Annotated in this window: 20 protein-coding genes and 3 tRNA genes; 8 read left to right on the plus strand and 15 right to left on the minus strand. The window is 72.0% G+C overall.

Annotation, left to right across the window (positions count from 1 at the left end; translation table 11 throughout):
* Positions 1-17 precede the first annotated feature (17 nt).
* Positions 18-797, plus strand: a complete 780-nt coding sequence (locus tag ACN26Z_RS03220; protein ID WP_421459823.1) for a class I SAM-dependent methyltransferase — start codon at positions 18-20, stop codon at positions 795-797.
* Between the two features lie 76 nt (positions 798-873).
* Here the strand turns inward: ACN26Z_RS03220 and ACN26Z_RS03225 are convergent, their stop codons facing one another.
* Positions 874-1,170, minus strand: a complete 297-nt coding sequence (locus ACN26Z_RS03225) for a hypothetical protein (RefSeq protein WP_093403834.1) — start codon at positions 1,168-1,170, stop codon at positions 874-876.
* A gap of 193 nt (positions 1,171-1,363) precedes the next feature.
* On the opposite strand from ACN26Z_RS03225, the gene ACN26Z_RS03230 reads away from it, so the two are divergent.
* Entirely contained in the window at positions 1,364-2,305 is a 942-nt protein-coding gene (locus tag ACN26Z_RS03230) for a 3-hydroxyacyl-CoA dehydrogenase family protein (RefSeq protein WP_421459824.1), read from the plus strand.
* Positions 2,302-3,045, plus strand: coding sequence for an enoyl-CoA hydratase/isomerase family protein (locus tag ACN26Z_RS03235; RefSeq protein WP_210939066.1), 744 nt, complete (start codon positions 2,302-2,304; stop codon positions 3,043-3,045). The genes ACN26Z_RS03230 and ACN26Z_RS03235 overlap by 4 nt, the downstream gene beginning before the upstream one ends.
* Before the next feature lie 60 nt (positions 3,046-3,105).
* On the opposite strand, the gene ACN26Z_RS03240 is transcribed toward ACN26Z_RS03235, so the two are convergent.
* Positions 3,106-4,464, minus strand: a complete 1,359-nt coding sequence (locus ACN26Z_RS03240; RefSeq protein WP_396887193.1) for an ABC transporter substrate-binding protein — start codon at positions 4,462-4,464, stop codon at positions 3,106-3,108.
* A gap of 154 nt (positions 4,465-4,618) precedes the next feature.
* Between ACN26Z_RS03240 and ACN26Z_RS03245 the strand changes: the two genes are divergently transcribed.
* Positions 4,619-5,008 (plus strand): hypothetical protein, encoded by a 390-nt coding sequence (locus tag ACN26Z_RS03245; protein ID WP_093404173.1) that lies wholly within the window; start codon positions 4,619-4,621, stop codon positions 5,006-5,008.
* A gap of 34 nt (positions 5,009-5,042) precedes the next feature.
* On the opposite strand, the gene ACN26Z_RS03250 is transcribed toward ACN26Z_RS03245, so the two are convergent.
* Positions 5,043-5,555 (minus strand): SRPBCC family protein, encoded by a 513-nt coding sequence (locus ACN26Z_RS03250; protein WP_093403841.1) that lies wholly within the window; start codon positions 5,553-5,555, stop codon positions 5,043-5,045.
* Between the two features lie 196 nt (positions 5,556-5,751).
* Between ACN26Z_RS03250 and ACN26Z_RS03255 the strand changes: the two genes are divergently transcribed.
* Positions 5,752-6,846, plus strand: coding sequence for a hypothetical protein (locus ACN26Z_RS03255; RefSeq protein ID WP_421459825.1), 1,095 nt, complete (start codon positions 5,752-5,754; stop codon positions 6,844-6,846).
* Positions 6,847-7,219: 373 nt separating this feature from the next.
* Here the strand turns inward: ACN26Z_RS03255 and ACN26Z_RS03260 are convergent, their stop codons facing one another.
* From ACN26Z_RS03260 to ACN26Z_RS03270, 3 genes are read right to left on the minus strand one after another with little or no spacing between them, the layout of a single operon-like run.
* Positions 7,220-7,906: a cation transporter gene (locus ACN26Z_RS03260; RefSeq protein WP_421459826.1), complete on the minus strand. Its 687-nt coding sequence runs from the start codon at positions 7,904-7,906 to the stop codon at positions 7,220-7,222.
* Positions 7,903-8,394 carry a MerR family transcriptional regulator gene (locus tag ACN26Z_RS03265; RefSeq protein ID WP_093403846.1) on the minus strand — a complete coding sequence of 164 codons (492 nt, stop codon included), beginning with the start codon at positions 8,392-8,394 and terminating at the stop codon, positions 7,903-7,905. Before ACN26Z_RS03265 ends, ACN26Z_RS03260 begins: the two co-directional genes overlap by 4 nt.
* Complete coding sequence (locus ACN26Z_RS03270; RefSeq protein ID WP_093403847.1) at positions 8,391-8,747, minus strand: hypothetical protein; 357 nt, start codon at positions 8,745-8,747, stop codon at positions 8,391-8,393. The genes ACN26Z_RS03265 and ACN26Z_RS03270 overlap by 4 nt, the downstream gene beginning before the upstream one ends.
* A 79-nt stretch (positions 8,748-8,826) precedes the next feature.
* Here ACN26Z_RS03270 and ACN26Z_RS03275 point away from each other — a divergent pair, with 79 nt between their 5' ends.
* Positions 8,827-9,153: a hypothetical protein gene (locus ACN26Z_RS03275; protein WP_421459827.1), complete on the plus strand. Its 327-nt coding sequence runs from the start codon at positions 8,827-8,829 to the stop codon at positions 9,151-9,153.
* An 84-nt stretch (positions 9,154-9,237) separates the two neighbouring features.
* Here ACN26Z_RS03275 and ACN26Z_RS03280 read toward each other — a convergent pair.
* From ACN26Z_RS03280 to ACN26Z_RS03315, 8 genes are all read right to left on the minus strand, one after another.
* Positions 9,238-9,311: transfer RNA gene (locus tag ACN26Z_RS03280), tRNA-Phe, on the minus strand.
* A 103-nt stretch (positions 9,312-9,414) separates the two neighbouring features.
* Positions 9,415-9,488 (minus strand) — tRNA-Asp (locus ACN26Z_RS03285).
* A gap of 33 nt (positions 9,489-9,521) precedes the next feature.
* Positions 9,522-9,594: transfer RNA gene (locus tag ACN26Z_RS03290), tRNA-Glu, on the minus strand.
* A 154-nt stretch (positions 9,595-9,748) separates the two neighbouring features.
* Entirely contained in the window at positions 9,749-10,534 is a 786-nt protein-coding gene (locus tag ACN26Z_RS03295; protein ID WP_093403850.1) for a polysaccharide deacetylase family protein, read from the minus strand.
* A 78-nt stretch (positions 10,535-10,612) separates the two neighbouring features.
* Positions 10,613-11,551: a MerR family transcriptional regulator gene (locus tag ACN26Z_RS03300; protein WP_093403851.1), complete on the minus strand. Its 939-nt coding sequence runs from the start codon at positions 11,549-11,551 to the stop codon at positions 10,613-10,615.
* On the minus strand, positions 11,541-12,131 hold the full coding sequence (gene idi / locus ACN26Z_RS03305) for an isopentenyl-diphosphate Delta-isomerase (protein WP_093404176.1): 591 nt from the start codon (positions 12,129-12,131) through the stop codon (positions 11,541-11,543). Before idi ends, ACN26Z_RS03300 begins: the two co-directional genes overlap by 11 nt.
* A 55-nt stretch (positions 12,132-12,186) precedes the next feature.
* Entirely contained in the window at positions 12,187-13,668 is a 1,482-nt protein-coding gene (gene crtI, locus ACN26Z_RS03310; protein ID WP_421459828.1) for a phytoene desaturase family protein, read from the minus strand.
* Positions 13,669-13,698: 30 nt separating this feature from the next.
* On the minus strand, positions 13,699-14,853 hold the full coding sequence (locus ACN26Z_RS03315) for a polyprenyl synthetase family protein (RefSeq protein ID WP_396887202.1): 1,155 nt from the start codon (positions 14,851-14,853) through the stop codon (positions 13,699-13,701).
* 65 nt (positions 14,854-14,918) lie between these two features.
* Here ACN26Z_RS03315 and ACN26Z_RS03320 point away from each other — a divergent pair, with 65 nt between their 5' ends.
* A complete protein-coding gene (locus ACN26Z_RS03320; protein WP_421459829.1) occupies positions 14,919-15,830 on the plus strand; it encodes a phytoene/squalene synthase family protein in 912 nt (303 codons plus the stop codon).
* On the plus strand, positions 15,827-17,149 hold the full coding sequence (locus ACN26Z_RS03325; RefSeq protein ID WP_421459830.1) for a cryptochrome/photolyase family protein: 1,323 nt from the start codon (positions 15,827-15,829) through the stop codon (positions 17,147-17,149). The genes ACN26Z_RS03320 and ACN26Z_RS03325 overlap by 4 nt, the downstream gene beginning before the upstream one ends.
* Here the strand turns inward: ACN26Z_RS03325 and ACN26Z_RS03330 are convergent.
* Positions 17,146-17,958: a hypothetical protein gene (locus ACN26Z_RS03330; RefSeq protein ID WP_396887204.1), complete on the minus strand. Its 813-nt coding sequence runs from the start codon at positions 17,956-17,958 to the stop codon at positions 17,146-17,148. The genes ACN26Z_RS03325 and ACN26Z_RS03330 overlap by 4 nt on opposite strands.
* Positions 17,959-18,076: the final 118 nt, after the last annotated feature.

Here is an 18,076-nt window from a genome sequence, read left to right on the forward strand (position 1 = left end):
CAGATAGCGTGAAGCATGTGACGGGGGAGCCACGGATCGGTGACGTCTTCGGGGAACTGCTGCGCGACGCGCTGGCCGTGGCGACGGGCATCGGTCCTCGGCCGCTGGCCGGTGGCCGCCTGCCCCGCCCGGTCATCGAGATCATCGAGCGGGACGACGGGCTGATCAACGGCGCACCGGCCGCTCACTATCTCGACGGACCAGAGGACTGGCAGCCGCACGACCACCGTGCGGTCGACCGGGTACACGGCGCGACACTTGACGTCGGTGTCGGTGGCGGACGGATCGCGCTGCTGTTGCAGGAGCGGGGCGTACCGGTCACCGGCCTGGACACCTCGGCCGGCGCGTTGCAGGTGTGCCGCCGCCGGGGCGTACGCGACCTGGTGCTCGCCACAGTCGACGAGCACGCCGCGAGCGGGCGGCGGTACGACACCTTCCTGCTGCTCGGCAACAACCTCGGCCTGATGGAGGGGCGGGAACGGGCTCCCGCCTTCCTCGCCGCGCTGGCGGCGCTGGCCCGCCCCGGCGCACAGGTGATCGCCCACGGCACCGACCCGTACGGCACCCGGGATCCGGTGCACACCACGTACCACGAGCACAACCGGCGGCGGGGGCGCCTTGGCGGGCAGTTGCGGCTGCGACTGCGCTACCGCGAGCTGGGTACTCCCTGGTTCGACTACCTGGTCTGTTCGCCGGAGGAGCTCGCCGAGCTGGTGCACGGCTCCCCTTGGAAGTTGGTCGACGTGGACAACCACGACGCCCCGTACTATCTCGCCACCCTGAAACTGACCGGCTGAACCGGCGACCCGCGGAAATGTCGGGAAGGGCTCCCTGCTCCGCCGGAGGCGGCAGCAGGGAGCCCTTCCCGACACCTCAAACCTGAACGGTCGGCGGAAGCTGCTCCGGGGGGAGCCCGCCGTCGCCGTCGACCACCTCGTCGGGCTGGCCGTCCTCGTCGATGTCGACCATCGTGACGTCCACCTTGCCGTCCCCGTCGGTGTCGAACTGGAACAGGTCGGCCTTGCCGTCCCCGTCGGTGTCGACCACCCACACGTCGGTGCGGCCGTCGTTGTTGGTGTCGGCACGCAGCAGTTCGACGCGCTCGTCGCCGCGCGTCTCGACGGTCCCCTCGGCGCCCGTGCCGTCCACGGTCTCCGGTGCCTGGCTCATCTGCTCGTCCTTCCCTCGGTTGTCGGCGGTCTTACCCGATCCCGCCCGCCCCCACGCATGGCACCGGTGCCGGCGCTGCATAGGGTCGCAGCATGACTGAGCGGAGCGTACGGGCTGACACCCGGCGTGGCGGCGACCCCGCGCGTCGCAGGCGTCAGCCGGGGACCGATTCTCACGGTGCGGTGGTGGCGCGATGACTGAGCGGTTCGTGGTGGTGGGTGCCGGCACGATGGGTCTCGGCATCGCGTACGTGGCGGCCGGCAGCGGTCATACCGTGGAGCTTGTCGAGGTGGACCGGGAGCGTGGTGTCGCGGCGGTGCGGCGGCTCACCGAACTCGGCGAGCGGGCCGTGCGGCGGGGCAGACTCAGCGCCGAGCAGGCCGCTGCCGACCGGGAACGGATCACCCTGCGGGCAGGGCTCGCCGAGGTCGCACCGGCACCGGACGTGGTCGTGGAGGCGGTACCGGAACGGGTCGATCTCAAGCGGGCCGTGCTCGCCGAGGCGGAGGCGCTGGGCCCGGCGCTGCTGGGCAGCAACACCTCAAGCATTCCGATCGCCGACCTGGCGGCGGAGTTGACCCGGCCGGAGCGTTTCTGCGGGTTGCACTTCTTCAACCCGGTCTGGGCGATGGCGCTGCTGGAGATCGTGGTCGGGCCGGCCACCGCCCCGGAGACCACGGACGCGGCCGTCACGCTCGCCGGTCGGCTCGGCAAGGACCCGGTCGTCGTACGCGACATGCCGGGCTTCGCCACGTCACGGCTCGGCGTGACCCTCGGGCTGGAGGCGATCCGGATGGTCGCCGACGGGGTCGCCAGCCCCGCCGACATCGACAAGGCGATGGTGCTCGGCTACCGACACCCGATCGGGCCGCTGGAACTGACCGACCTGGTCGGTCTGGACGTGCGCCTGGACATCGCGCGGACGTTGCAGGCCGCGTACGGCGACCGGTTCGCCCCGCCGCCGCTGCTGGTGGAGCTGGTCGCCGCCGGTCGGCTGGGCAAGAAGTCCGGGCACGGCTTCTACCGGTGGACCGATGGGGTGCGCTCGGGCGGCAGCGAGCCTCTCGCGACCCCCGGCGGCGCTTCGGAGGGGCCGACCCCGGGCGGTGCCGGCTCGCCGGAGGCGGCACGATGAGCGGACTGCGGGTCGAGGAGCAGCCGGACCGACTGGTGGTCACGCTGGACCGGCCGGAGAAGCGCAACGCCATCGACGCCGACCTGATCGCGGCCCTGCACGAGGTCTGCGCCGAGTTGGAGGCACGCCCCCGGATGCTGCTGCTGACCGGCGGCACCGACGGGATCTTCGCCGGCGGGGCCGACATCGCCCAACTGCGGGAGCGTGGCCGGCTGGATGCACTGGCCGCGATCAACTCGGCGGCCTTCGCCCGGATCCGGGCGCTGCCGATGCCGACCGTGGCGGCGATCGACGGCCCGGCCCTCGGCGGCGGCGCCGAGCTGGCGTACGCCTGCGATCTTCGGGTTTGCTCCGAGCGGGCGGTCTTCGGCCAGCCGGAGGTGCGGCTCGGCATTCTGGCCGGTGCCGGCGCCACCCACCGATTGCCGGCGCTGGTGGGCGAGACCCTGGCCAAGGAGCTGTTGTTCACCGGCCGGCGGGTGGACGCTGCCGAGGCGCTGCGCATCGGCCTGGTGAATCGGGTGGTGGCCACGCCGGACGAGCTGCTGCCGGCGGCCCACGGGCTGATCGACGAGATGGCCAAGGGTTCGGCGTTGGCGCTGCGGTTGACCAAGCTGGCCGTCGACGCCCCGGCCGCCGCGCATCCACAGCTGGACCTGGTCAGCCAGGCGGTGCTCTTCACCGACGAGGAGAAGCAGCGCCGGATGACGGAGTTCCTGGAACGGCGGCGCGGACGCTGAGGCACCCGCAAGCAGCGACGGCCGCACCGCGTCGCGGTGCGGCCGTCGGCGTCGGCTGGATCAGGAGGCCAGCGCGGCCAGCGGCACGTCGGCGTCGGCGAGCGCCCGGATCACCGCAGCCGACTCGCTGAAGCCGATGATCAGCACCGCGTCGGCCCCGAACTCCTTGATCTGCTTGGCGCCCTCGCCGAAGTTGATCGGGGCGGCCTCGGCGTCCTCTCCCGGCTCGTAGCCGAGCAGCTTCACCTTGTCGCCGCCGAAACCGGCCCGCTCCAGCTCGGCCCGGACGACCTCCTGGAGCCCCTTGCCGTAGGAGTCCTCACGCGCCACGATAGCGATCTTCCGCGGCCCGTCCCGAAGGATCACGTCGGCCAGCGCCCGCCCCTGAAGGCTGTCCGGCGGGGCGGTGCGGAAGTAGAGGCCCTTGTCGTCGGCCTCGGTGAGGTCCGCCGCGGTGTTCGACGGGGAGAAGAGGATCAGACCGGCGTCCACCACGTCGGGCAGTACGGCCGCGGAGATGCCCGAGCCACCGGCACCGATGATCACGTGTACGCCGGCATCGACGTGACTGGCCACCGTCGCCTTGGCCACGGCCGGGCTGGTGCCGTCGTCACCGTCGATCCAGACCACGTCCTCGCCGAGCACCCCACCGGCCGCGTTGATCTCCTTGAGCGCCAGCGCCGCGCCGGCCGCCAACGGCGGGTTGGCCAGCGCCAGGTCACCGGTCTTGGGCAGCAGACCACCCAGGACCAGCGGCGCGCCGCTCTCCGGGTCAGGGAAGTCGGCGTCCTGCCGCTTCGCCTTCGGCGGTGCCTTCTTGCTGGCCGTGGACTCGTCCCCGGCGCCGACGAACTCCGTCTTGGCATCGTTGAGCTGTTGACCGTCGAAGTGCAGGGTGGCGTAACTGGCGGTGGCCGGCTCGCCCGCGTCCGTGAAGCCGGCTCGGGTGATCGACACGCTGCGGTACTCGATGTCGGTGCCCTGGCGGGCCAGCCGGAGGCACTGACTCGCCGTGGTGCAGCTGGTGCCGTTGTTCGTGACGCCCACGATCTGCTTGGCGATGTCCGCAGGGTCGGTCGACCCGGCCAGCTGCGCCGCGAGCGCGCTGATCAGCACCGCGTCGTACGCCTCGGCGGCGTAGAGGTAGTCGGTCAACCTCGGGTCCACGGACCGTAGCCGGTTCTTGAAGTCGTCCGGCAGCGGCGTGAGCGGGGTGGTGCCCTTCATCCCGTCGACCAGGCCGGCGCGATCCTTCAACTCCTCCGGGTACGAGTTGAGCATGTTGCCGTCCGTGCCGTAGAGGCGCACCTGTTGGGTGGTCGCCTCCTCGGGCTGGTCTTCCCCGCAGGCACTGGTGGCGAGCAGGACCGTGGCGCAGACAGCCAGGATGGCCGTACGCGAGCCGCGCGACATGTGCATGGTCGTCCTTCCTCGGGCGAAGGTCCGCTGCGCAGACTAGCGTGCCGTGACGGGCGGCGGGACCGTGGAGGCAGGTCTATCCGCAGGTCGCCTCCACCATGTGCGGAGAGTAACCGGAGTGGGCTCCTTGACCGGCACCCGTACTGTGCGGTCCGTGACCGACTCGCCACAGCAGATGTTCGAGGATGCCGCCGCCATCCTCAGCTCGGCCCTCGACGGGGACTCCGAGGCGGTGGTGGGGACCTTCGACGCGGTGGTGGACCGGGCCGGCCTGTCCGGGGCGTACGACGTGGCGTGGTGCCTGGCCGCGACGATGGTCGGGGATCCGGTGCCGCCCGGGGCCTGTGCGCTCGACTTCCCCGGGATCGACCAGGCCGGGTACGACGCTCGGTGGGTGGCTCGTTTCGTCAGCGCGTACGCCAACGCCGACCTCGACACCGCGCGGGCGCTGTTCGGCGCGGCGGCCGCCGACGGGCTGCTGCCGGAGTGCCTGCTCACCCTGGCCGGCTCGACCGTGGCGACGCTGCGGCATCGGGCCGCCTGACCGTTCGAGTCGGTCAACGCGCCCGGCGCGGCGCTCATGCCGGCGAATGGATAAGTGTCGTCGCGTAGCGGGAAAGCAGCTCGTGCCAACCGGCGGTCAGGGCTTGTCGGTAGCCCTCCGCCGCCGAGCCGTGCCGGTCGAAGTGCCGGTGCGTCACCTCGATGAGGGTGCCGGATTCGGCGGGCGTGAAGAGCACCTCGACCTCGCTGGCCTGCGCCGGGTCGGGCACCGGTGCGCGATCCGCGCCGATCTGCCAGGTGAACACCAGCCGGCGGGGTGGATCCCAGGTCAGCACCCGCCCCCAGTCGTTGCGGAAGCCGTATGGCCCGACCTCGTAGAGCATCCCGCCGGGGCGTGGCTCCATGCCCAACTCGGCCAGGATCTCCGGGCCCGACCAGGTGTACTCCATCACCCACCAGTCGGCGAGCCGACCGGTGAAGACCTCGTACGCCCGCTCGGCGGGGGCGGGCACGCGCAGGGTGTTGCGGAGCGCGAACCGCTCAAGGTCCTGCTGGATGTCGGTAGGATCGGCCATCCCCTGTCCCATAGGCCCGGACCATACCGGCTCATGCCCCGGTGCGCAGCTTCCCCCGATGTCCGTCCCGCCTGATGATCGTCGTACTCGTCGATATCGATCGATCATGTGCTGCCGATGCGCCTTCGTGCCGGGATGGCCGTCCGCAGAGCGGGTATGCGTGGCGGGACGTCGCCGGGCGGTCCGCGACGGTGAGGCGGAGCGGGACATGACAGACAGCGAAGAGCCCTCGGTGTCCAGTGCCGGGCAGCCGACCGGTCCGAACGGTGGCGGTGAGCCGGAGCCGGACGTGCTGCTCGACGTCCCGAAGGTCTCGGTCAAGTCGATCCAGCTCTCCGTGGACCGGCTGGACGCCGACCTGTCCCTGCGGGCCCGGCTCGCCGGTCTGCTTCAACTCGACGCCGGCGTCCGCGTGCACGTCGAGGGCGTCGAACTCGACATCGAGGGCGTGGAGGCGCAGGCCCTGCTGAAGGTGCGTCTGGAGAAGTTGGTGACGATCCTCGATCGCGCGCTGACCACCATCGATCGGAACCCGCAGGTGATCGACGCGCTGGCCCGTACCGCGAGCGCGGCGTTGGAAGACGTGAACCGGGTGGCGGGAACGGCTGCGGACGTGAGCGAACAGGTGGCTGCCGCTGCCGGACCCGCCGTCGGGCAGGCCGTGGGCCGGGCCGAACCCGCTGTCGGGCGGCCTGGCCCGGTGACGGACCGGGCTGCACCTGTCGCTGCCCGGTCCGCTGGGACGGTGGGCCAACCGCTCGCTCGACCTGGCCGGCCCCTCGGCGAGCAGGAGAATTCCACCGGTCCGTCGAGCCCGGCCGCCGACGGGCCGGGTCCGGTGGCTGCACGGCCGGGCAGGCCGGGTCCGGTGGCTGGGCGGCCGAGCGGTGCGACGGATGACCTGGGCCAGCAGGTGGGTGCCATCGGCGCGGTCGCTGGCCGGGCGCCCGGACGCGAGCCGGACGACCGGGATCGGGGCCAGGCTCGGGTCGAGGGCCGGGCTCGGGATCAGGGCCAGGCTCGGGTCCAGGACCGGGACCAGGGCCAAGGTCGGGAGCCGGAGCCGGCCGAGGACCGGGATTCGAGCCGGGGCCGGGAAGAGGAGCGGGGTGAACAGGGTGGCGGGAGCGGCCGGAGTCAGGATGGGCCCGCGTCGCCGGAGCATGGCCCGCCCGCTCACGGCGAGACGTCCGGCACTCGGCAGTTGGCCGAGCAGGCGGGAGAGACGCTCCTACGGGCCGGGCGCAGCGTGTGGGAAGCGATCCAGGGCGGTGTGGCGCAGAGCCGACAGCAGGACCGGTGAGCCGGTCGGCGTGTCGAGCGCGGACGAGCACCGGGGTGGATCGCTTCCCACACGCCCGATGGTCCGCCGGCTGAGGCCGGAAGGGTCTCAACTGGTCGGGCCGCAACCCCGGCGCAGCCAAGCGACGCGAGAGCCGCGTCCGCTACCGTCCCGAGGGCCAGCGGACCACCCGCCACCGCACGAGACACCGCAACTCGCGCCCTCCACCGCCCCGGAGACCCCGCCTTACCGCAACCCGCGCCGCCACAGCAGGAGGAGATCGGCTTTCAGCCGGTGAGCCGACCCAACCCGGGCAGGAAACGCCCGACTCGTCCTGCGTAGCGGCGGTAGCAGTTAGAGCAGCAGCGCGAGCCAGGCCATGTCGTCACACCTCTCAGTCGGTGCAGCAGTTGTCGGCGCAGCCCGAGGTTCGGCCGGTGGTCTCCGCGACCGGAACGGGTGCGCAGTCGTCGCAGTGCTCGCCGCGCCACGCCTGCACGCCTTCCCTGACCGCGACCCCGGCGATGACGAGGGCGGCGATCGGGTCGGCCCAGGACCAGCCCAGCAGGGCGTTGAGCAGCAGACCGACGAGCAGCACCGCAGACAGGTACGTGCACAGCAACGTCTGGGTGGAGTCGGCCATGACCGTGGCGGAACCGAGTTCACGGCCGGTGCGCCGCTTGGCGGCGACGAGCAACGGCATGGCGATCAGAGACGCCACGGCCAGGCCGATTCCGACCGGGCTGGCATCGGCGCCACCGCCGGCCAGCAGCGAGCGGAGAGCGTCGAAGGTCACCCAGGCGGCCAGGGCGAAGAAGGAGAGGCCGATCAGCCGCAGCGCCAGCCGTTCCCGGTCCTCAGGGACCCGGGAGCGGAACTGCCAGATCACCACTGCGGCGCTGGAGACCTCGACGAACGAGTCCAGGCCGAAGCCGATCAGCGCGGTGGAGGAGGCCGCGGCTCCGGCGGCGATGGCGACCAGACCCTCCAGCAGGTTGTAGCCAGCGGTGGCGTAGGCGAGCCACAGGCTCCGTCGGGACAGCACCGCCCGCCGTTCGGGAGCCAGTGCCCTCGTGCTCACGTCCACGTCCCGTTCGGGGTGCCGGAGAACCGGTTGGTCGGCGACCACCGGCCGTCGTTGCCCCCTGCCGCGAGTTCGACGAAGGGCAGCGGGCAGCTCGGGCTGTCGGCGCAGGCGATCAGGTCGTCACAGCCGGCAGAGATGGCGGCCCGCAGGGTGTCGCGGATGACGGTCAGGTTGGCCAATTTCCGCTCGACCTCGGCGAGCTTGTTCCTGGCCCGAGCTTGCAGGCCGCTGTCAGGCCGCCGGCCGTGCCGGTGGCGACCGGCGTCGAGCAGTTCGGTGACCTCGTCGAGAGTGAAGCCCAGACGCTGGGCCGTCTTGATGATCCGTAGCAGGGTGACCGACTCGGCCGGATAGATCCGGTGCCCACCCGGTGACCGCTGCGGTGCGGCGAGCAGGCCGCGGCGCTCGTAGTAGCGCAGGGTCTGGCGGTTGACGCCGGCCGCGTCGGCCAACTCCCCACTGCGCAGCCCGTACGTCGTCATCGGCGTCGCCGTACGGCGGAGACCCGGTCGGCGAGAGCGTCGAGCACGTCGACATGCCCGGCTGGCACGCGGACGTCCAAGGTCAGCGAGGCCGGATCGGGTCGGAACAGGTCGAAGGCGAAGAACGAGCAGCACGACGACTCGCGGGCGGTCAGATCGCGGGCCGTCTCCTCCACCTGCGTCGCGTTGTCGAGTCGCAGCCGCAGATGCTGCGCCGACACCCGCTCCGCCGCTCGTACCGCCGCGCCGAAGAACCGGTCGAATTCGGCGAGCCGCAACGGCCGTTGCGCCGTCGGCAGGGTGCACGCATCCGGCGCCCACGCCGCTCCGGTGGTGATGTCCTGATCACTCATACCTAGACGGTAAGCCTGTACCCAGGTACTGGATGCAAGCTCGGGGCCGGGCATTGACCCCACGTGATTGTTTGGTCGGATGACCGTGGATGACCCGGACCCGGTATGGGTCGCACTGCGTCTCGTCAGCGCGCTTCTCAGCCTTGCCGTGGTCGTCCTCGGCGTGCGGGTCGCGGTGACGCGGCGGTTTCCCGTGGTCTGGGTACGGGCTGCTCGGCTGACCGAGAGCCAGCGGTCCCAGCCCCTCCGTCGTGGTGGCTTCCTCGCACTGCTCGGTGCGAGCCTGCTCGTGCAGCAGGTGCCGCTTCTCGCCCCCGTGCCCGCCGTGACCGGACGGGCTCTGTTCGCACTGGCACTGCTTCTGTTCGTGGGCGCGGTGGGATGGTTCGTCCTGCTCCGGCGCTGAGATCAACCAGCGGAGGGCGCAAAAGCAAAACGCCGACCGGCGTTTCCGCTGATCGGCGTTGCAATAGCCCGGCGAAAGGCTATGTGGCCAGGGGCGGGGTCGAACCGCCGACCTTCCGATTTTCAGTCGGACGCTCGTACCAACTGAGCTACCTGGCCGTGGTGCTCGGCTCATGCTACCCAACCTGCGGGATCGCCGCTGGGACGGGTCGCATGCCCCGATACGCAGAACGCCGCGCGAGCTGCGCGGCGTCAGCGCTTGCGGTCCTGACGGGACTTGAACCCGCGACCTCCGCCTTGACAGGGCGGCGAGCACTCCAACTGCTCCACAGGACCTTGCTGGTGTTGCCTCCGGCCTGAGCCGAACCGTGCCCCCAACGGGATTCGAACCCGTGCTACCGCCTTGAAAGGGCGGCGTCCTGGGCCGCTAGACGATGAGGGCGGCCCCGCCATCATTGCACACTCGCAACGTTGAGCGGACTTGCTCCCATCCGGCCCCGCCGGAGGCTTCGAAAGCATACGTGATGGCGTACCGGTCGACCAAACCGGTATGGCGGCAGCCACAACGGCCCGAAAAGTGCCAGCTCGGAGCCGGTCTAGGTGAGCCTGGCGACGCCGTGGTCGCGCTTCAGGCCGGCGATCAACTTCGTGCAGGCGGCGAGGGTGGCCGAGCGGTTACCGCCCCCGTCGTGCAGCAGGACCACGGCTCCGGGGCGGGCCGACCGCTTCACCCGCTTCTCGATGGTGGCCGCGGTCGGCTTGGCCCAGTCCTGTGGGTCGACGGACCAGTGCAACGAGCGCATGTCGAGCTGCTTGGCGACCTTCACCACCTCGGCGGTCCACCGGCCACCGGGCTGCCGGTAGAACGGCACCTTCGCGTCCGGCACCGCCCGCCGGATCTCCCGATTGGTGCGTACCAGGTCGGCGCGGATCTCGGAGACCGGCCGCCGGGCGAGATCCAGATCGTGGTTCCAGCTGTGGTTGCAGAGCTGGTGCCCCTCCCGGACGATCCGCCGCAGCAGGCCCGGATGCTTGCGGACCTGCTTACCCACCACGCAAAAGGTGGCGGTCACCTTGGCTGCCTTCAGCCGGTCGAGCACCTTCGGCGTCCAGGCCGGGTCCGGACCGTCGTCGAAGGTGAGGGCCACCTTGTCGGTGCCGGTGGTGCGGATCAGTCCGGCCGGCAGTTTCACCGGCAGCGGCCGCAGCCGTGGCTTCGGCGGCACGGTACGGGTCGGCGACGGGGCCGGCTCCGGCGGCAGAGCGGCCGAGGGCGGCGGACTGGACGGGGCGGTGGGCGCTGGGGTGCTGCCGCCGCCGCAGCCGGCGACGAGCAGGACGACCAGGCCGGCGAGGGACGCCAGTAGGGCACGGTGACGCATCGTTCGCTCCCGAGAAGGGTTCGGGGTACGCGGACGCCCCGACGCTAGTTCACCCGACTCGGGGAGACCTACGGCGGGTCAGGAGGCGGCCGGACGGTTCAGCGAATCGTGCAGGGCGACGGTGAGGGAGACCGCCTCGGTCAGGTCGGTCGGGTGGACCACCCCGGTGGGCAGGGCCCGGGCCGGCCAGCCCGGCCCGGCCGCGAGCACCAGCATCGGCCGGCTCGACGCGGTGAGCAGTGCGGTGAGTTGGGCCGGGTCGGCGGTGGCCCGAGTCTGCGACCAGAGCACCACGGCGGCCGGACCGGTCCGGTCGATCGCGGCGAGCAGTGCCGTCGTCGGCACCCGGGCACCGAGCATCCGGTAGCCGACCCCGGCCTCGGCCAACGCTGCGGCAAGCGCCTCCAGCGGCAGGCTGTGCTGCTCCTCGTCGGCGCAGGAGAGCAGGACGCGGGGCGTCCCGGGGGCGGGGCCGGCGGACGCTGCCACGCTGAACGCCGCCGAGATGCATCGGGTCACCAGGTGCTCGACCTCGATCAGCGCACCGGTGGCGGCATGCCGCTCGCCGATACCGACGAGCAGCGGGCGCAGCAGCCGGTCCCAGGTCGCGACCACGCCGTCGGCGGCGATGGCGCGGCCGATCGTTTCACTGATCGCCGCGGCGTCCAGGCGCATCGCGGCGCGGGCCAGTCCCCGGGCCGCCGGCCCGGCCCGGCCGACCGGGATGGTCGTACCACCGCCGTCCCGTCGGCGTACGGCACGGGAGATGTCGACAGGCGCAAGGGCGTCGGGTGCCTGACGAGCCCACCGGGCCGCCTCGGCAGGGCTCACCCCTTCGGCGGTGAGGCGTCGCATCACCTCGAGCCGAGCCAGATCTGCCGGTGTGTAGCGCCGGTGATGGCCCGGAACGTGCTGGCTGGGCCCGAGGCCGTACCGCTGGTGCCAGGTGCGCAGTGTGGTCACCGCGACCCCCAGGCGCTGGGCGACCACGCCCGCGCTCAGCGCCTCATCGGCCACCCGGCCGCTCCGGCGCGTCGTAGGCCGGCTGCCCGGGCGGTTGCGAGGGTTGCAGCAGCCGATCCAGGACGCCACCCAGCCACGGCGCGTAGGCGTCGGGATCCTGGCGGAGCGCGGCGGCGAGCCGGGCCGGCTCGACCCAGCTCAGTTCCGCCACCTCGGTCGGCTCGGGTCGTAGTGACCCGTCGGGGTGGAACTCGCCGCGCAGGACGTGGTCGTACTCGACCTCGACCCGCCCGGTGGCCGGATCCTCGGCGCGGTAGACGTAGACGCCGATCTCGCGCAACGGCACCGGCCCGGCACCCAACTCCTCCGCCAGCCGCCGGTTGGCGGCCTCGGCCAGGGCTTCGCCCGGCTGGGGATGGCCGCAGCAGGAGTTCGCCCAGCGTAACGGGAAGCGGGTCTTCGTCGCGGCGCGCCGCTGAAGCAGCACCCGGCCGTCCGGTGCCACGAGCAGTACGGAGAACGCCCGGTGCAGCTGACCGGGCGGTTGATGGGCGGCGGCGACCGTGGCCTTCCCGACGGGCTGCCCGGTGTCGTCGACCAGTTCGACGAGGTGGCTCTCCCGGGACTGCGGCATCAGCGCCACTCTCCGTTCCTGAGCTCAGGGCTCGGCGCTGCCTCGTTCCTCGTGCTCACCGAGGCTCCCCGGTGATCCGGCTGGCGGCGAGCTTGCCGGAGATGAGCACCATCGGTACGCCGACACCGGGCTGGGTGCCCGAGCCGACGAACACCACGTTGGACAGTGAGCGGTGCAGGTTCGACGGTCGGAACGGGCCCGTCTGGAACAGCGTGTGCGCGGAGGCGAACGGCGTACCGGCTGCCATGCCCTGCTCGGCCCACTCGGCCGGGGTGATCGCCCGCAGCACCTCGACACCCGCGCCGAAGCCGACGTAGCCGCGCTCCTCCAACGTGGCGATGAGCTGGTCGGTGTAGTGGGCGGTGAGGTCGCCGCGCCAGTCGAAGGGCGCCCGGTCGAGGTTCGGCACCGGAGCCAGCACGTAGTAGGTGTGCCGGCCGGTCGGTGCCACCGCCGGATCCGTCCGGCTCGGGTTGGTGACCAGCAGGGACGGGTCGGACATCAGGTTTCCGCGCCGGATCACCTCGTCGAAGGTGCCCTGCCAGGCCCGGCCGAAGTGGATGTTGTGGTGGGCGATGCGGCTGTAGCCCTGGGTCGAGCCGACGTGCAGCACGACACACGAGGGCGAGTAGGTGAGCCGGCGCTGCCGGGCCGGCGGCAGCAGGTCGCGGTAGGCCACCGGGAGGTCGGGGTTGAGCACCACCGCGTCGGCCGGGACGAACTCCCCGTCGGCGGTCACCACCCCGGTGGCCCGCCCGTTCGCGGTCTCGACCCGGGTCACGGTGGTCCCGTACCGGATGCGTACGCCGTGCTTCTCGGCGGCGCCGGCCAACCCTCGGGAGACCGCGTGGATGCCGCCGCGCGGGAAGAAGACCCCGGCCACCGAGTCGAGGTACGCGATGACCGCGTAGATGGCCAGCGCGTCGTGCGGGGCGAGACCGGCGTACATCGCCTGGAAGGAGAAGATCCGTCGGGTACGCGGATTCCGGAAGAACTGGTCGATCTTGGTTTGCAGCCGCCGGAAGGCGCCGGTGGCGACGAGTTTGAGCAGGTTGCCGGTGAGCAGGTCGGTCGGCGCGTCGAGATTACGTTCGATGAAGTCGGCCCGCTCCAGACGCCACAGGTTGCGCGCGAAGTCGACGAACCGTAGGTAACCGTCGGCCTCCCGGGGCCCGCAGACCCGGGAGATCTCCGCAGCCATCGCGGCGGTGTCGGTGAGCACGTCCAGCGTGGAACCGTCCGGATAGTAGGCACGGTAGGCCGGGTCGAGCGGCACCAGGTCGAGCCAGTCGGTCAGCTCCTCGCCCACCGCGGCGAGCGCCTCGGCGATGAGATCGGGCATGGTGAGCACCGTGGGGCCGGTGTCGAACTCGTAGCCGTCGACGCTGAGCCGACCGGCCCGCCCACCCGGCACCGGCTCGCGTTCCAGCACGATCACCTGGCGCCCGCTGCCCGCCAGGTGCAGCGCGCAGGCCAGCCCGCCGAGGCCGGCGCCGACAACCACCACCCGATCAGTACGCCCGTCAACTGTCCGCACCGGCGACCACCTCTCTGTGCAGGAAGCCCATCATGCCCTCCGGTGCGTGGCGGCGGTCGCGAGACCGACAAGCGCGGTACGGGCGGTCTCGTCGACGGCGACCGCGTCGAGTGCGGCCAGCGCGTCCTCGACCCGCTCGTCGATCATCCGCTCGATCCGTCGTACGGCGCCGGTGTCGACCACGACCTCGGCGAGCCGGGCGATCTCCGGCTCGTCTGCGCGCCGGCCGGCGCCGTCGAGTGCCCGCAGCTGGGTCGGCGTGGCCAGTTCCCGGGCCAGGACGAGCAGCGCCGTCGGCTTGCCGGTACGCAGGTCGTCGCCGGCCGGCTTGCCGGTGGTGGTCGGGTCACCGAAGACACCGAGCAGATCGTCGCAGAGCTGGAAGGCCTCGCCGACGGCGACGCCGTAGCGGGTGTACGCGGCGGCCAGCGCACTGTCGCCGTCGACGCCGGCCAGGCTGGCACCGAAGAGCAGCGGCCGTTGCACGGTGTAGCTGGCGGTCTTGTACCGGGCCACCCGGAGCGCCCGATCCACGGACCAACTCTGCGGTTCGGTCTCGCCGAGAACGTCGAGGTACTGCCCGGCGACCGTCTCCACCCGCATCCGGTCGTAGCCGCGCCGTACCTGGAACAGCCGGTCCGCCGGCAGGTCGGCGAGGGCCAGCAACTGGTCGGCCCAGACCATGCAGAGATCGCCTATGAGTACGGCGACCGCCTCGCCGAAGCGCCCGGAGTCGCCGTTGCGACCCGACGCGGCGTGCTGGGTGGCCACCGCCACGTGGGCGGTCGGTCGGCCGCGCCGGGTGGCGGAGGCGTCCATCACGTCGTCGTGCACCAGCGCGAAGGTGTGCAGCACCTCCAAGGTGGCCAGTGCGGGCAGCACCGGGGTGACCGGCGTGTCACCGCCGACCGCGCCACGCCATCCCCAGTAGGCGAACGTGGGCCGGACCCGCTTTCCGCCGGAGAGGACGCAGTCGCGGGCGGTGGCGGCGAAGCCGCCCATCGCCGGGTCGATCGCGGCGAGCGCGTCGACCTCGGCGGTCAGGAACTCGGCCAGCGTGTTGTCGACGGCCGTGACGATGTCGCGCGTGTAAGCGGCCAGTACGGCAGCGATCGGGTCGTCTCCACCGACCGGCTGCTCAGGCACCACGCGAAGGAGGTTACCCGTTGGTCCGTCGCTGGCCATGCCGCCGAGCGTACCCTAAGGTCTCAAGTTGCGTCGATTGGTGCGTCGAATCAGAGGAGGGGCCGGTGGACCTGGATCTCGCCGCTGCCTACGACAGATGCCGTGAGCTGCACAGACGCCACGGCCGCACCTACTATCTCGCCACTCGGCTGCTGCCCGCATGGAAACGGCGGCATGTGCACGCTTTATATGGGTTCACCCGCTACGCCGACGAGATCGTCGATCAGACCGACGCCCTGCCACCGGCGGAGCGCGCGGCACGGCTGGACGACTGGGGGGGACGGTTCGTCGCCGGGCTGCACGGCGCGCGGGTGACCGACCCGCTGCTTCCGGCGGTGCTGCACACCATCGCCGTCTTCGACCTCGACCGGGAGGACTTCGCCTCGTTCCTCAAGAGCATGGCGATGGATCTGACCGTCACCTCCTACCGCACCTACGAGCACCTGCTGGACTACATGGAGGGATCGGCAGCGGTCATCGGCACGATGATGCTGCCCATCCTGGGCAGCTCGGATCCGGCGGCGGCCCGCGAGCCCGCCCGGCAGCTCGGCTTCGCGTTCCAGCTGACCAACTTCATCCGGGACGTCGGCGAGGACCTGGCCCGGGGGCGGACGTACCTGCCCGACGAGGACCTGGCTGCCTTCGGCGTGACCCGGGACGACCTGGTGGCCTGTCACGCCGCCGGGCGGGCCAGCGGGCCGGTGCGCGAACTGATCCGGTACGAGGTGACCCGCGCCCAGGCGCACTACCTCGCCGCAGCGCCGGGCGTGGTGCTGCTCGACGGCGCCTCGCAGGCCTGCATCCGCACCGCCTACCTGCTCTACGGGGGGATCCTCGACGAGGTGGCCGCCCAGGACTACGACGTCTTCGCCCGTCGCGCCACCGTCCCGCAGCGGCGTCGGCTGGGGGTGGCGACCCGCGCCCTGCTGACCCCGGCCGGCAGCCCGGTGGCGGTGCCCGGACCGCGGCTGCGGTGAGCGAGCGTACCGCCGTCGTGTTGTTCACCCGCGACCTGCGGGTGCACGACCACCCGGCACTGGCGACCAGCTGCGCCGCCTTCGAGCGCGTGGTGCCGCTCTATGTGCTGGATCCCGCGCTCGCGGAACTGTCGCCGAACCGCACCCGCTTCCTGCACCAGAGTCTTGCCGCGCTCCGCGAGGCGCTGCGTGCGCTCGGCGGTGACCTGGTGCTGCGGCACGGCGATCCGGTGGCCGAGACCGTCCGGCTGGCCGGCGAGGTGGGCGCCGAGGCTGTCGCGCTCTCCGCCGACGTCTCCTGGTTCGCGGCCCGCCGGGCACAACGCCTGCGTGCCGAGTGCGACCGGCACCGACTGCATCTGAGGTTCTTCCCCGGCCTGACGGTGGTCGAGCCGGCGGAACTGGCCCCGGGCGGCGGTGACCACTACCGGGTGTTCAGTCCGTACCACCGGGCGTGGAGCGCGCGATCGTGGCGGGAGGAACTGTCCGCACCGGCGACCGTGAGGTTGCCGGCCGGCGTGCCGGTCGGACGTCTCCCGGCGCTGCCGCCGGGAGAGTCGCCGGACGTGGTGACCGGCGGAGAGGACGAGGCGCGGCGTCGGTTGGCGCGGTGGCTGCCCGACGTCACGGGCTACGGCGACCGCCACGACGACATGGCCGGCGACGCCACCTCCCGGCTCAGTCCCTACCTGCGCTTCGGCTGCCTGTCACCGCTGACCGTGGCCAACGCGATCGACGACCGGGAGTCCCCGTTCGTCCGGCAGCTCTGCTGGCGCGACTTCTACCACCAGGTGACCGCCGCCTTTCCCGACCTGCCCCGCAAGGCGTACCGCCGTCGGGCGACCGAGCACTGGCGCTACGACGAGCAGGCCCTCGCCGCCTGGACCGAGGGGCGCACCGGCCTGCCGGTCGTGGACGCCGGCATGCGTCAGCTACGGGCGCAGGGATGGCTGCACAACCGGGCCCGGCTGATCACCGCCGGCTACCTCACCAAGACCCTCGGGCTGGACTGGCGGGACGGGCAGGCGGTCTACTTCCGGTGGCTGCTCGACGGCGACATCGCCGACAACTCGGGCAACTGGCAGTGGGTCGCCGGCACCGGCAACGACACCAGGCCGTACCGGGGATTCAATCCGGTCCGGCAGGCTGAGCGGTACGACCCCGACGGCGCGTACGTGCGGCGGTGGGTGCCCGAGCTGGCGTCGGTGGCCGGCGTGGCGGTGCACCAGCCGTGGCGACTGCCCGACGCGCTGCGCCGCACACTCGACTACCCACCGCCGCTGGCGCCACCCGGCGAACCCCCGGTCTGGTTGCGCTAGTCGGCCCAGACCGTCACCTTCAGCAGGAGCCCGCCGTTGCCGACGCTGTTGACCGCCTGTACCCAGCCTGGGCGGCCCTGCGACGTGGTGAAGCACTTCTGCTGGTTGCCGCCGCCGATGTAGGTGCTCGTGGCACCGTCCCGGCCGGCCACCCGGTAGGTGCGGCAGCGATCGCGGGCCCCCTGCTCCGGCCCCGCGTTGCTGTCGTCGTGGAGCTGACTGTGCCGGGCGCTGCCGTAGAGCACATACCCCCAGTCCAGGTAGAGATCGACGGTGGCGTCCTGGACGTATCTGCGTTCGGCCCGACCGTCGTCCAGGTCGACTCCGGTTTGCTTGTCGAGTTGCACCACGTCGCTGAAGACGACGGTGCCGGCATCATCGACGACCGGCTCGGCGGAATCGCCGGTGCGTGGGCCGGACGTCGGGTCACTGGAGGGGGACCGGCTGGCCGTGGTCGGGGACACGTCGTCCGGCGCGGCGCCGGCGGGCGTGTCGGCCGGTTGCTCGACGCCACCTCCCGTCAGTGCCAGCAGGGCACCACCCCCGCCGAGAAGCAGCAGGACGGTGAGGCTCACCGCCGCCGCGCGCCAGCGCCGCTGCCGCAGCCGGTACGCCAGCAGGCCGGCGAGGGCAAGGGTGCCGAGCGCGACCCACAGTGCCCAGAGCGGACCGGCGCGGAGCGCCTGCACCACGCCGACGAACCCGGCGGCGGCGGTGAAAATGTCGGCGGTCAGGCTGGCGAGATCCCGGGAACGGGCCGGTGCCTCGGGGGAACGCCCCGTCGGACCGTCGGACGTTTCGTGCTCCACAAGCCAGGGATATTACTTTCGGTCACTTTTCGATCGCATCCCAGCTGGCCGACAGGTCGGGTCCGGTATCCGTCAGAGGACGGCGTGGTCGGGTGGCCGGGGGCGGGCCGGTGCGCGA

The sequence above is a fragment of the Verrucosispora sp. WMMD703 genome, from assembly GCF_049178935.1.
Taxonomy (GTDB): domain Bacteria; phylum Actinomycetota; class Actinomycetes; order Mycobacteriales; family Micromonosporaceae; genus Micromonospora; species Micromonospora sediminimaris.

Bases quoted from the DNA above. Each gene is read 5' to 3' on its own strand.
- ACN26Z_RS03225 (WP_093403834.1), bottom strand. From the start codon at position 1,170: ATGAGCCAGGCACCGGAGACCGTGGACGGCACGGGCGCCGAGGGGACC.
- ACN26Z_RS03230 (WP_421459824.1), top strand. From the start codon at position 1,364: ATGACTGAGCGGTTCGTGGTGGTGGGTGCCGGCACGATGGGTCTCGGC.
- ACN26Z_RS03235 (WP_210939066.1), top strand. From the start codon at position 2,302: ATGAGCGGACTGCGGGTCGAGGAGCAGCCGGACCGACTGGTGGTCACG.
- ACN26Z_RS03240 (WP_396887193.1), bottom strand. From the start codon at position 4,464: ATGCACATGTCGCGCGGCTCGCGTACGGCCATCCTGGCTGTCTGCGCC.
- ACN26Z_RS03250 (WP_093403841.1), bottom strand. From the start codon at position 5,555: ATGGGACAGGGGATGGCCGATCCTACCGACATCCAGCAGGACCTTGAG.
- ACN26Z_RS03255 (WP_421459825.1), top strand. From the start codon at position 5,752: ATGACAGACAGCGAAGAGCCCTCGGTGTCCAGTGCCGGGCAGCCGACC.
- ACN26Z_RS03265 (WP_093403846.1), bottom strand. From the start codon at position 8,394: ATGACGACGTACGGGCTGCGCAGTGGGGAGTTGGCCGACGCGGCCGGC.
- ACN26Z_RS03270 (WP_093403847.1), bottom strand. From the start codon at position 8,747: ATGAGTGATCAGGACATCACCACCGGAGCGGCGTGGGCGCCGGATGCG.
- ACN26Z_RS03275 (WP_421459827.1), top strand. From the start codon at position 8,827: ATGACCGTGGATGACCCGGACCCGGTATGGGTCGCACTGCGTCTCGTC.
- ACN26Z_RS03295 (WP_093403850.1), bottom strand. From the start codon at position 10,534: ATGCGTCACCGTGCCCTACTGGCGTCCCTCGCCGGCCTGGTCGTCCTG.
- idi (WP_093404176.1), bottom strand. From the start codon at position 12,131: ATGCCGCAGTCCCGGGAGAGCCACCTCGTCGAACTGGTCGACGACACC.
- ACN26Z_RS03315 (WP_396887202.1), bottom strand. From the start codon at position 14,853: ATGGCCAGCGACGGACCAACGGGTAACCTCCTTCGCGTGGTGCCTGAG.